Annotated in this window: 12 protein-coding genes and 1 pseudogene; 6 read left to right on the top strand and 7 right to left on the bottom strand. The window is 49.1% G+C overall.

Going from position 1 to position 11,549, the window contains the following annotated elements; translation table 11 throughout:
* Both AXW79_RS08590 and AXW79_RS08585 read left to right on the top strand, forming a co-directional pair.
* Nucleotides 1-900 (top strand): annotated as a pseudogene (locus tag AXW79_RS08590) (replication endonuclease); the annotation flags it as partial.
* 1 nt (nucleotide 901) lies between these two features.
* Complete coding sequence (locus AXW79_RS08585; protein ID WP_005320349.1) at nucleotides 902-1,159, top strand: hypothetical protein; 258 nt, start codon at nucleotides 902-904, stop codon at nucleotides 1,157-1,159.
* Between the two features lie 256 nt (nucleotides 1,160-1,415).
* Here AXW79_RS08585 and AXW79_RS08580 read toward each other — a convergent pair whose 3' ends face one another.
* The 4 genes from AXW79_RS08580 to AXW79_RS08570 form a co-directional block, all read right to left on the bottom strand.
* Nucleotides 1,416-2,075: a hypothetical protein gene (locus AXW79_RS08580; RefSeq protein ID WP_005320347.1), complete on the bottom strand. Its 660-nt coding sequence runs from the start codon at nucleotides 2,073-2,075 to the stop codon at nucleotides 1,416-1,418.
* A gap of 2 nt (nucleotides 2,076-2,077) precedes the next feature.
* Nucleotides 2,078-2,935 carry a hypothetical protein gene (locus AXW79_RS08575; protein ID WP_011899156.1) on the bottom strand — a complete coding sequence of 286 codons (858 nt, stop codon included), beginning with the start codon at nucleotides 2,933-2,935 and terminating at the stop codon, nucleotides 2,078-2,080.
* Nucleotides 2,936-3,296: 361 nt separating this feature from the next.
* Nucleotides 3,297-3,803, bottom strand: coding sequence for an SLATT domain-containing protein (locus AXW79_RS22820; protein ID WP_011899155.1), 507 nt, complete (start codon nucleotides 3,801-3,803; stop codon nucleotides 3,297-3,299).
* Between the two features lie 144 nt (nucleotides 3,804-3,947).
* Nucleotides 3,948-4,892, bottom strand: a complete 945-nt coding sequence (locus tag AXW79_RS08570; protein ID WP_011899154.1) for a DUF2971 domain-containing protein — start codon at nucleotides 4,890-4,892, stop codon at nucleotides 3,948-3,950.
* A 1,240-nt stretch (nucleotides 4,893-6,132) separates the two neighbouring features.
* On the opposite strand from AXW79_RS08570, the gene AXW79_RS08565 reads away from it, so the two are divergent.
* Nucleotides 6,133-6,588 carry a hypothetical protein gene (locus AXW79_RS08565; RefSeq protein ID WP_005320341.1) on the top strand — a complete coding sequence of 152 codons (456 nt, stop codon included), beginning with the start codon at nucleotides 6,133-6,135 and terminating at the stop codon, nucleotides 6,586-6,588.
* Nucleotides 6,589-6,749: 161 nt separating this feature from the next.
* Entirely contained in the window at nucleotides 6,750-7,061 is a 312-nt protein-coding gene (locus AXW79_RS08560) for a hypothetical protein (protein ID WP_043151146.1), read from the top strand.
* A gap of 60 nt (nucleotides 7,062-7,121) precedes the next feature.
* Here AXW79_RS08560 and AXW79_RS22160 read toward each other — a convergent pair whose 3' ends face one another.
* The 3 genes from AXW79_RS22160 to AXW79_RS08550 all read right to left on the bottom strand — a co-directional run bounded on the left by AXW79_RS22160 (nucleotide 7,122) and on the right by AXW79_RS08550 (nucleotide 10,272).
* Complete coding sequence (locus tag AXW79_RS22160; RefSeq protein ID WP_005320322.1) at nucleotides 7,122-7,373, bottom strand: ogr/Delta-like zinc finger family protein; 252 nt, start codon at nucleotides 7,371-7,373, stop codon at nucleotides 7,122-7,124.
* 65 nt (nucleotides 7,374-7,438) lie between these two features.
* Complete coding sequence (locus tag AXW79_RS08555) at nucleotides 7,439-8,455, bottom strand: phage portal protein (RefSeq protein ID WP_005320320.1); 1,017 nt, start codon at nucleotides 8,453-8,455, stop codon at nucleotides 7,439-7,441.
* Nucleotides 8,452-10,272, bottom strand: a complete 1,821-nt coding sequence (locus AXW79_RS08550) for a terminase large subunit domain-containing protein (protein ID WP_005320318.1) — start codon at nucleotides 10,270-10,272, stop codon at nucleotides 8,452-8,454. The genes AXW79_RS08555 and AXW79_RS08550 overlap by 4 nt, the downstream gene beginning before the upstream one ends.
* 177 nt (nucleotides 10,273-10,449) lie before the next feature.
* Between AXW79_RS08550 and AXW79_RS08545 the strand changes: the two genes are divergently transcribed.
* Nucleotides 10,450-11,322, top strand: a complete 873-nt coding sequence (locus AXW79_RS08545; protein ID WP_011898579.1) for a GPO family capsid scaffolding protein — start codon at nucleotides 10,450-10,452, stop codon at nucleotides 11,320-11,322.
* 9 nt (nucleotides 11,323-11,331) lie between these two features.
* Nucleotides 11,332-11,549 (top strand): P2 family phage major capsid protein (locus AXW79_RS08540; RefSeq protein WP_043151144.1); only part of this gene is annotated, 218 nt, incomplete at its 3' end.

Here is an 11,549-nt window from a genome sequence, read left to right as displayed (position 1 = left end):
TGGGCGAGTTGGTGGGGGATCCGTACCTTCCAGCAGATCGGCGGCGCACCGGTCGGGGTATGGCGCGAGCTGCGCCGTATCAGTAACGCCAAGAAGCACGGCGATCTGGTGGGGCCACCCAAACCCGTGTTGCAAGATCCACGCTTTGAGGCGGCCCGCTATGCCGCTGATAACGGCATCTTTCGCTGCTACCTCCACGCTATGGGCGGAGCACTGGCCACTCGTGCCGAGCACCCCATCAAGCTGGCCCACCTCATTGAGGAGCAGGCCAACTGCTACGGCGAAGACATCAAGCGTTTGATGGGACTGCACACCGCCCGCTTGGGTATCAAGACCCGCCTGCAAGGGTGGGAAGTGGTACCCGAAGGCACATACCAGGCCACCAAGGCCGCCGGGGGTTCAGGTTTGGGGGTTGGGGTTCAGTCGGGCGACAGCCCGGCTCCTTGGAGCTCTGACAATAACTGTACGCAGCCGGATCCAGCGGCGTTCGCGGATCAGTTGATGGTAGAGCAATGGGGGTTATCGCCCTTCTCCATCGAGCGTTTGCGGGCTGGCGCCAGCGTCACAGCAGATGGCTTCACCCTCTGGCTTGAGAACGGACAGGTGCAGTCGTGCATAGCGATCCCGATCGAGCCGGATTGGCAGCCAGAGGGACTGCGTCTAGCCGAACAGGGCCAGCCGGATGAGGACGCGGTACCGGAAGGCGATCAGGACTGGCCGATGCTGGTTGAGCTGTGCGGCAAGGTATACCAAGCACAGGGCCATGCTGGAGCGTACAGCTGGGTCAAGATGCTGCCCGCGCCCTATCAGTCGGAGATGTGGCGGGTACTAGAAGGGCTGGATGCACCGGAGTGGTTACAAGAGCAGAATGATTACAGCGTACAAGCGTTGGAAGCATAACATGAGAAACAACAGCCCAGGTGCCAGCACCCAGACCGTCCGCCGGGAGGATTACAACCGCCTGGATATTCGGGTGACCTGTATCCTCCAGCCGCACGGACCAACCAATGAGATCAGTCAGTCGGTGGGACTGCGGCAGGGCAAACAACAGGCCGTGGCCTGCGCCATCCTGCGCCGCCACCATCCTCGTCCTGCATCGCGGGCCATACCGGCTATCGCCGCCGATGTGCCTAACCCGTATCAATTGCACCAACTCTAGCTCAGCCGAACAGCTCATACCAAGGTACAAGCTATCACTGCACCAGGTTATGGCTGACCACAGTTAAATCGAGAGATAGGAAATATTTAAGAGCCCCGCACTGCGATGTGAATAGTCTAAGGCGCCAATCACTCTTTCCGAGAACGGGACCCTTATCTGATTTCTCGTGCTGAGGATTTAGAACATAACTCTTTACTCACTAGAATTTTTTAAATTAAACTAGGGAAATTTCCATGTGTAGTAGCTTGTCAGATGTCTATTTATCACCAAACTCAACCGTAGAGCCTAATAAAGTTTGCTCTGTAATGTAATATGGTAAAAAATCAGAGATATAAAACTTAAATGCCTTCCAAAAATTTAAACCCACCAAAAAAATAAAAGCCACAACTATAATCCAATCTAAAAATGAATTTGCTCTCCCTCCCCAGCCGATGCATAGAGATATAACAACAAATACTTCAGAGCTTGTATGGAATGATTTTAACTTAACCCTCAAACCTTCAAGTTCTTTTGATACATCTTTAGCAAGAAAGTAATTCAATAATTCTTGCTCTGACTTTCTAGCATCAACTTTCTCCTTGATTTCAGATATGTAACAATTAAATGAGGAAGCCTTAGATAAAATATTAAAGGATCTACTGCTAATCCATGAATAGAAGTAACCAATGGCTCCTGTGACTAGAATTGAAACTACAAGCTGCTCAAAATTCACAGAAGCGAGCAAGCCTGATTTGAAGTCTAAAATGAAGTTGACTTTAATTTTTTTAAGTTCAGATAAAATCCTAACATCATCAGGCTTAGCATACATGTACGATGAAATTAGCACTATAAACATTACAAAAAAGCGATGAATAGGATATTTTTTAGTAATATCTTCAACATACTTTTTTTGTACTGCCTTCGCCAGTTCTTCCATAATTACGCCAACTTAATGAAATAAATATCCCCTGCATTTGGGTCAAATGCACCGTATTCTATCAAAGGTGAACCAACAAAAGTCATTGCTTTTTTTCCTTGAAAAAATGGCATTGCCATCTCAAGAAAACTTTCATTGAAAAAATGAATGTTAGCCACTTTCTCCGTAATCAAGTTATATATTTTACCATTATTATTATGCCGATCTAGTGATGATATAGTGGCATTATATAGAACTGGCTCGCCCAATTCTCTGCGAGAAACAGTTGAATGAAAGCTGCCTGCAGATGTTTTATTAAATTCGAATTTAATAGATTTATCGCCCCTTAATGTAAGTTCAAAGGTACTATCTCCTGCGTGGCTAGACCTAATGATGGAAAGTATTTGATCGATTTCTCTAGAGATAGCCCGATCTCCATATTGCCTTATTACTGAAGCATCGGGGTTGTCTATCATCGTCCTAAGATCTTTGGGAACTAGAATTCCACTTTCAACTTGTGAAATCCTTTTGCTTAAAGATTCTTCAATCTTAGTCGCTTTATCCAGCCCTGCTTTCTTTGAAGCTTCCACAGCACCATTTACAGCACTAGAAACCCGATTTATGACAGATTTGGTTACTGGATTTGACGATAAAAAATCAAGAACATAACCACCCTCCCTCGGTTCTTGCACCAATAGTTCAACATCTGAGTAGAACTCCTGCCGCATTTTCGCAAATTTCCATAACTGCCCATAATGTTGCTCTAAATAGGCTCTATCGATTGAGTTTTGCAGGTGGATAAGTGTTTTACCCAACGTTCTCATGCTCACTTGGTGATTAACCGCTATATCGCCATCAAAATGAATTTGAACAAGACTCACAATAACTCCCAATATTAAAAATTCCCAAAAATTTTTGGGCATTGATATGTGTTTATGTGCTCATCAATGATGATGACTGTTGACTCTACTTCGATAGATGATAAACAGCATTACCAGAAATTCGCGCATAACTATAGTCAGAAAAAACTCAGGTCTCACAGTATCTCGATTCCAATAGAGCACCTAAACTACGCTGCCGACATGGTTTTGTGCTATTTTTCGTGAACATGCTGATTGTGGTGCCTAGTGCACAAACTTTTTCATCCATCACCAGTCCATTATCAACGGCCTGCTAGACTATGACTTGCCAAGTAAGATGTGTGCCCCAGATTTTTCCTCTTAAGTATTTTGTGAGGTAAAATTAAGCTAATTGAGGTGGGCTAGCTTCTTTGTCATTTGGTAAAACTTTAATATCTTTTGCTCCAGCCATACGATAAATTTTAAGTTGGTTATTGGGAGATTCAAGAGCTAATTCATCTAGCTTAACCCTTAAATTATCGAACCGAACCTCACCAATATCCTGCTCGATAGTAAGTATAAACTCAAGCTCTCGGCCTAAAGCACCATACTTCGCACCAGCTATCCGATGTTTTTCTGATCTTTCTGAATCACCAAGAAATGTTTGCAAACTTGCCAATAATGCAGCAATTACACTTGCCAACCCTAAACATATTTTCACCCAAGCTTCCGTGTTTTCCTGTGAGACCGTAGCAAATACTGATGTACCAACTAGCGTGGTCAAAATAACCGTTGGCACACCCAGCCAATACTTCCTATTATTTAAACTATCGGCGGAATAATAATGTGCAGCTTGCGTTACTGCCACTCGCTTGTACCATTCTTTAAGAACATCTTTACGTGTCTGCACAAATCCTCCTTGATTAATACCATACCACGTTAAGTTTTTAATAACGCAGTACCGAAGCCTCTACAAAGCACCTTTACAACGCACCTTTACAACGCATAGAAAAATACCATGAGATTGTACCCCCCTTAAAATAGGTTGGTAAGCTTATATTTCCTCGACAACCATTTCATACTTTCTTGAATGTGGTACTGCCTGCATTACTTTAACAGACGAAAGCCCATGAAACTCTAGCAAATGAACAAGAGAACGTCTCAATTCATTTGTTGATTTCCACCCAAAAACCAATGAGCTTATTGCATCTTTAGGGAAATCAAACAGCCTTACTTTTTTATATATCTCATCAGCATGATCTGGCAGTACTTCTGGATATGGTAAAAATGTATTACCATTCCCAATCGGTCTCCGCTTAACAAATTCCATGCTTTTTCTAACTTCTTGCTCGTATGCCCAATCAATACTCTTTGTTCTAAATAATGATGCATCCTGCCGCCCTTGCAGCGGATTTAAAAATGGCCGTTTTTCACTGTATTCAATTTCGGAAACGCCGAAATTAAAATAACTATGCTGAGAATTGAAACCAATCACGAAACCCTCATGGCTTTGAGCATAATGCGACCACATTAGAATATTTTTATTGGTTTTACTTAAACTTAAATAACCCTGTACATGGGCATCCAGCATCACAATTGAATATGCCTGTTCCATCAGCCATGGTTCATCCGTATAACAACGATAAAAATTAGGGAATTCTTTTTTTCTAGCCCTTAAAAATTGCTTTTTCTTTACCGCACTTCTAAATGCAAACTGTTCTGCCTCAGCTTCAATACGAGCTAAGAACTGCTTGTAATACCAATCCTCCCCCTTGTCAATTATCGCAGGAAATACTTCAAATGGGTCATTAAGCGCAATCGCTTGAGTATAGCGAATCTTTAAATTCTCTAAAACATCAATTCGCTGAGGACTTAAATACTTAAAATATTGCAACACACCTCCAAAATAAATTAACCGCTTATTATTTGAAAAATAACCATGTCGCAATGTGTTTGCTCTCGTATCAATCCAATTAAACTCTGTTGAATGTTTTTCCATCTCTACGCTAACCTACTAGACGAAATCTGTGAATATATGGGGGTTATTCGATCACAGATCTCATTGGTAGTAGTCTTACTGCTCAACATCTCTCAGCAAACAAGATAGCTACCGCACGGGGTTTCAGCTCCCTGTATGCTGCTTTTAACCGGATTGAGTATGGGAACAATCATCAAATACGCCTCGGCTTCCTTTGGTATAATCGGGGTCGGATGAGTAGGGTATCAAACGCCGACCAGCGTAGTGAGTGAAAGTTATCAGTAGAGCTGATTTTGGTTAATTTTTTGACGCCGATCAGCAAAGCGGGATGACTAAGAGGGCAGAGGCTGTGACTATCTACGCTCCATAACTCGAGAGAGGAAAACAACCGGATACCTGAGAGTAGATTATGAAGCGTGAGCAGTTAAGCCCCCGCTATACCACCGAGTTGCCTGTGCTGAGTGCTCCTCTTTGCCAGTACTCAGATGATGAGGTGGCTACAGCTGGATAGCGACCTTGTCGCTTGCCCATATCCTAAAGGCAACAGCAAGATGAGCAATGCACAGCTGATTGAGATCGATGCTCCTGCGCCAGCGATGGGAAACCGCAGGCCACTAGAGAGATAAACCAGGTGTGGGTTAAACAAACATACTGGCAATCTCTGAATGTCTGTATAAATAAACAGTACACCAAGCAGCCCAAAGAGGAGCGAAGCTGCTCTTTTGGAGCCCTCTTGTCACCATGATGTGGCCGAAAAATCCAACTCACAGAATAGATATGGAATGATAAAATTGTTTTTTTTCATTATGTTATGAACACATGGCCCTTATCATCACTGGCCATAAAGAATGTTTTTTAATCACTATTGGATCGAAAATTATCTCATGTTAGGATCACACCCCTTGTGAACGCTGATGTGTTCGTAAGTGTGCCATTGCTAAACTGTCACATTCTTCAGTGGAAGTTGACTGGTTGCATGAAATGGCTAATGGGTCTAGTGTTATGACACGGGCCCACAATCAGACTATTTGGATGTGCTTATGCCTTGTAACAGTGTAAGAGCTCTCAAAGAGCGCCAACATAAGCTTTATAATGCTCGTGTTATGGCAGTAAAAAGCGGCCGCAGGCCAAGGAAGCCTCTGCAAGCTAACTCTATGTTCAAAAGTGTGAGTGACAGGCCCAAAAGTGCCATTAATTTTTTATTTGTATAATTAAAACCAATCGTTAGAATACCCCTGTGATTTCATAGGGGTATTTTTTTATGGACAAAAATGATTTCCTACAGCCAATAGATCAGCTGTTCTTCATTAATAAGGCTCTTATTGACAACATAGATAAGATTCATGAGCCTATAATAACAGTTGGTGGACAAGCGGTTCATTACTGGGTTGTTCATTACTTATCGTATTATAGAGTTCCACCAGAATCAGTTTATATTGCATCAAACGATGTCGACTTCTCCACAAAAGCGTCCAACTTATCAGCCATAGAGTCCATATTGAACGTTGATGTTAATATAGATGAGAATGGCCCCCCTCCGTCACTTGCCCTTATATTACTTAAAGACAAAGTAACACACAAAATAAAATCTGAAAATGGTAAGTATTACGTGAACCATGAATTATACGATGGGGAACATGAAATCAAGCCGAATATTGTAGATGTCATTGATTTTCCAGCAGGCTTCAAGCATCTTGATTTTAAAGAAAAAAATTAATTCTCAATACGGAGCCCTTCCAATTACCTATAGAGTTAGATACGCCATCGAGCGATCTTATCCGCATCCTTAACCCTATATCATGTGTTAGGTCTAGAATTGCTAACATTGATCAGAAAATAAAACAAAATATAACAGCCGAAGTCGAGCGAATAAAATCATTGAGAGTCCCATTAGTTGTATTTATTTTAGATAAATTCCAGCAAGTAGATTTCAGAGAGGCCAAGGAATATCTTTATAACTTATTCTATCTGCTTCAGGACAATATAAGCATTCGAATCATTGCCAAACATAAAATTGATTTTCACAGTGTTCTTGATGCTATTCATTTTAATCTCAAGAGCTTGAAAGGCATTGAAGAAGAATTTATATCAAAAGATTTTATTCGCCGTTCTGAGTACACAAAGAAAAAAATTGATAAAAAAATAAAAAAATATGCGGAGCAAGAAACTCAAACCTCTATTACCCGGTAAGTAGGTCTTGCAGTGGAGGATGTCCTCCTCCTCCACTGCCTGTTATAAGAAATCGACTTGTTATCGTCCACTCATCCCCCGCAATACTAGCTGCCGCCCCTCTGGCGTCAGTGAGCCCATCAAGCTCAGCACCAGCTGGTTTGTGGTCTTGGCTGACGGGCTCAGGGTGTGGGCGAATGACAAAGTGGCCACCCAGCTGTGGCCACACTCGGCATCGGTACATTGGCAGTAAAGATCGGCAACAGCAGAGCTCAACTGATTGGTTTTGGTAATACGGCCCCGTTGGCCACACTCTTTGCAATAAACCCGCATCACCCCTCCCGATAAATCAAACACGCAATCAATAGATGTGATCTTACCCTAAAAGGACTGGCTTTTTATACAGTCTCCCCCACCGTATCCCTAAAATCGACCCAGAGGGAACGAGGGAGTCCCGCGCTGTTGATGGCATCCTGGATAAGCTCACAGAGCGGCAGCACCTCGTTTCGGGCATAGGTAGCGTCGTACTTCTCGGGATCCCCTAACCCTCCCCCACCATTGGTCGGAATAATGCCGGCCAGCGCCGCCGGAAAACGGTGGCTGGTCAACACGTCCTGGGCAGTGATCCCCTTGATGGCGGCAAACTCATCCTTGGTTGCTATATCCCCCACCGGAATAAGCTTGATGCCGTCGGGCTTGCCGTCCGGGATGTTGACGAACATGGAGCGAAAATTCCCTACCCCCTTGCTGTTGGCAATCTTGTCCTTCATCTCCTGTTCGGTGTCATCGTCCATGTTCGGGTCGGTGGCGTAGAAGATGAACCCCATGTGGGCGCCGTTGAGAAAGTATTTGCGCCGAAACAGGGTGGCATCCTGGTTGAGCAGCGCCGACTGCAGGCCGCCCAGGTAATCGGGCATGCCATAAACCTGCTGCTCGGGGTCGTACTGGGCCAACCAGATCACATCCTCCGGCCGGTAAATCAGGTTCGGCTTGCCCTGCTGCTGCAGGTAAACAAAGCAACCGTCTTCACGGCGGCGCAGGTAGACGCTCGATAGCGGGTGCAGCCCCACCACCTGGCCAAAGCCGTTACGAATTTTAAGCATGCCCGCATCCCCGAACTGCAGATAGTTGTGCACGAACGCCGTGATGGTAGCGCGCTGGTTGGTAAAGCGCCCCGCCACCATGTTGCGCCGCGCCATCAAGATAGCCCCGTGGTGGGCGTTGGCCCGGGCCACCTTGGCCAACCCCTTACGCTCGATGGGAGGCTGGTAATACTCGCCGTAGGGGTTGTAGAACACCCCGGTGTAATCGGTCATCCAGGCGGTGGGGTCTATCTCTTCCGGCATGCTGAACACCACTGAGGGGCGCGTGGAAGGGGTGGCCACCTTGGCCAGTGCTTGCTGTCGTTTGCTCATGCTGCCTTTCTCTCCTGGCTGGTGACCCAGCTGGATTTGCGTTTGCGGTTGGTATCGAGTGGCTCGTTGGCCACGGCGTGGGCGATAGCAAAGAACACATCAGCGTGGCCGGTCACGTTGTCGCGGGCGGCCCGAAACGTCATCTGGCCGCCGCCGGTGGTGCTGCGTTTGATAGCAAGGAACGCCAGCGGGATATCCCGGTCCGCGCAGTCCCACTCGATGCGATTGGCCTCCACCACGTCGATCATCTTGAGCACCAGCCGCGACTTGCTCTCGACGCTGTAGTTGATGGGATGGCATACCCCCTTGAACACGGGTTTTAAGAGGTCAAACACCCCGACGCCAATGCCGGACACATCGACCCCCAGATACGTGACCCGAAACTTCTTGGCGATCCGCGTGATCTCCTGCGCCTGGTACTGGAAGTTAAGCCCGCGCCAGTAGTGCTTTTCCAGCACCCGGAACCGCTCGCCGGCGACGGTGGGCGGGGCCACCACCACCAGGGTGGCGTTGTCGCGGGTGCGGCTCGGGTCATACCCCAGCCACACCTCCCGCCGGCCAAACGGGTCGGGCCGCCCGGGTTTGTAGTCCTCCCACCGAGTCGGGTCCACCCCTGCCCGCTCCATGTCCTGGAACTTGAACACCGACAGGGCATCGTCGATAAACCGGCACAGGTAGAGGCGATCGAACACCTCCTCCGGGTATTCGTCTTTGAGCTCCTCGATGTCGATGAGGTTACAGCCCAGGCGTATGGCATCCTCGACGGTGATGACGTAACGCCACTGCCGATCGGGACAGATGCGGCCCCCGTCGCGCAGGTCGTCTTCACCCGGGAAGTCAACAGCCTGCCGGCTTGGGCGAGTACCCTTCCAGCGATCCCCAGTCCAGAACCGGTACGCTTCATGTACCTTGCTGGACGGGGTCGAGAAGTAGGTTTTACGCCAGTGGCTCTGGGTGGCCATGGCACTGGAGACATCGGAGAGCCGCTCGAAGTTGGGGATCCAGAAATACTCATCGATGTAGACGTTGCCCGAGCGGGACTGGGCGCTGTTGGAGTTGGTGGAGCAAAAGATAAGCTCGGCCCCGTTCGACAAGACGATGGGGTTGCCGGTCAGGGTGACGCCAAGGAAGGTCTGGGCAATCTTGCAGATATAGGAGCGAAACACCTCCGCCTGGGCGCGGGTGGCTGAGAGGAATATCTGGTTGCCACCGGTAAGAATGGCATCTTCCAGTGCCTCGCCGGCGAAGTAGTAGGTCATGCCGATCTGGCGTGACTTGAGGATGTTGCGGGTGCGCGGCAAGGCCGGGTCGTTCTTGGCCTCCCGACAGCGCAGCTGGTAGCCAAACAGGGTACCCAGCCACTCGGCAAAGTCTGCCTCTGTCAGGTGGCCGATCTGGTTCTTGCCCTTCTTGCCACCCCTCCCCTTACTACTACCGCCATCCTGGCCGCCTCGGCCACGGCGCGGCAGCTCGGCAGCGGGTTCATCGCCACTCTCGCGGCGGGCGGTGAGCGCCTGCTGGCGTTCGGCCCACTTAAGGGCTTTCTCTTTCAGGCTGACATGGTGGCCGATGAGCCGGTCCAGCTCATCCTGCTCGCCCGGGGTTTTCTTCTCGCGATCCAGCAGCACATTGACCCGGCGGGCGATGGCATCCTCCACCGCCTCGTCCGTGAGCAACTCTCGCCAGCCGAGCTTCTCGGCCCAGTAGTAGACAATGCGACAGGAGTTGAGCCCCAGTTCGTCCTTGATCTCCTGGGGGGGCCATCGCTTAAGGTAGAGTCCCTTCGCAGCCTTGCGGATCTCTTCGGGATACGCCATGGCGCCTCCATCGATATGAATGATGGCGCCATCATAGCCAGCCCATTACCCCCACTTATCCCACTGATGTTCTGAGCAATTCGGATATCCCGCTGGATCCGAATCCCCCCGAACACAACTGGATGAAACCCCCTCGCCGACCCGATAGCCTGAGCCCGCATCTTATTGGGAGCAGGCATGAACGAATCAACCTTGAGAACTGGCTGGGTCTGTATCGCCACCGAAGGCAAAGCGGTGGACGGGCGGGATATTACCCGCGACTGGCTCACCGACATGGCCGAGACCTACGACCCGACCTATTACACCGCCGTCATCTGGCCCGAGCACGATCGCTGGTCCAGCTATGGCACCGTGCAGGCGCTCAAGACCGAAGAGGCCGATGGCAAATTTAAGCTGTTCGCCATCCTCTGCCCCAACCGGGATCTCATCTACTGGAACCAGAGCGGCCAATATCAGTTCTGCTCCATCGAGCCATTCGAGCAATTTGCCGATCTCGGCCGCACCTACTTGATTGGCCTGGGCGTTACCGACCAACCCGCCAGTACCGGCACCACCTACCTCAAGTTCAGCAACAGCAACAAGGGCAAGACCGTCGGCACCAGCGAGCCGCTGGATCTCTCCATGTTCACACTGCCCAAACACGAAAAGACCGATGGCTTCATGGCCAAGTTTTTCAGCTTTATGGCCAGCCATGGTGAACCTGCCCCCAAACCTACCCCCAGCCAACCCGAGGATGAGGAAATGAAACCAGAACAGTTCGATCAGATGCTGGGGGCCCTGACCGGCCTTGGCGACAAGATCGATTCTTTCAGCGTCAAGCTGGAAACCCAACCGGCCCCCGAGCAGCCCACCGCCCTGGTCACCGATCCCGCCACCGTTGACGACAAGCCAGGCATCACCGCCGAGCAGTTCACCAAGTTGGAGCAGACCCTGACCGGCCTGACCGACAAGTTCAGCGAGCTGAACGGCAAGATCGACCAGTTCTCTGTCGAGAAGCCGGGCCAACGCCCGGGCGCGCTCGGCGGTGACGATACCCCCACCGCATATTAAGGAGCGACCGTGAGTCAGACCCTAACCGTCCAGGCCCGTCAGCGCCTCGAAAAATACAGCGCTGCCCTGGCCAAGACCTATGGCATCCCCGTTAACGTGCTGGACAAACAGTTCAGCGTCATCAGTGGCCCGGTGGAAACCGGTCTGCGCGCGGGCCTGCTCGCCTCTGTCGAGTTCCTCGGTCTCATCACCTGTATGGATGTGGACCAGATCAAGGGCCAGGTGGT

Origin of the sequence: Aeromonas salmonicida subsp. salmonicida (assembly GCF_001643305.1) — a bacterium.
Lineage (GTDB): Bacteria > Pseudomonadota > Gammaproteobacteria > Enterobacterales > Aeromonadaceae > Aeromonas > Aeromonas salmonicida.
Note: the sequence above shows the minus strand (reverse complement) of the source record. Positions and strands in the feature narration are given on the sequence as shown.

What these genes read in the sequence shown, in the direction of transcription:
- AXW79_RS08585 (WP_005320349.1), top strand. Translation starts at nt 902, where the DNA reads ATGAGAAACAACAGCCCAGGTGCCAGCACCCAGACCGTCCGCCGGGAG.
- AXW79_RS08580 (WP_005320347.1), bottom strand. Translation starts at nt 2,075, where the DNA reads ATGGAAGAACTGGCGAAGGCAGTACAAAAAAAGTATGTTGAAGATATT.
- AXW79_RS08570 (WP_011899154.1), bottom strand. Translation starts at nt 4,892, where the DNA reads ATGGAAAAACATTCAACAGAGTTTAATTGGATTGATACGAGAGCAAAC.
- AXW79_RS08565 (WP_005320341.1), top strand. Translation starts at nt 6,133, where the DNA reads ATGGACAAAAATGATTTCCTACAGCCAATAGATCAGCTGTTCTTCATT.
- AXW79_RS22160 (WP_005320322.1), bottom strand. Translation starts at nt 7,373, where the DNA reads ATGCGGGTTTATTGCAAAGAGTGTGGCCAACGGGGCCGTATTACCAAA.
- AXW79_RS08555 (WP_005320320.1), bottom strand. Translation starts at nt 8,455, where the DNA reads ATGAGCAAACGACAGCAAGCACTGGCCAAGGTGGCCACCCCTTCCACG.
- AXW79_RS08550 (WP_005320318.1), bottom strand. Translation starts at nt 10,272, where the DNA reads ATGGCGTATCCCGAAGAGATCCGCAAGGCTGCGAAGGGACTCTACCTT.
- AXW79_RS08545 (WP_011898579.1), top strand. Translation starts at nt 10,450, where the DNA reads ATGAACGAATCAACCTTGAGAACTGGCTGGGTCTGTATCGCCACCGAA.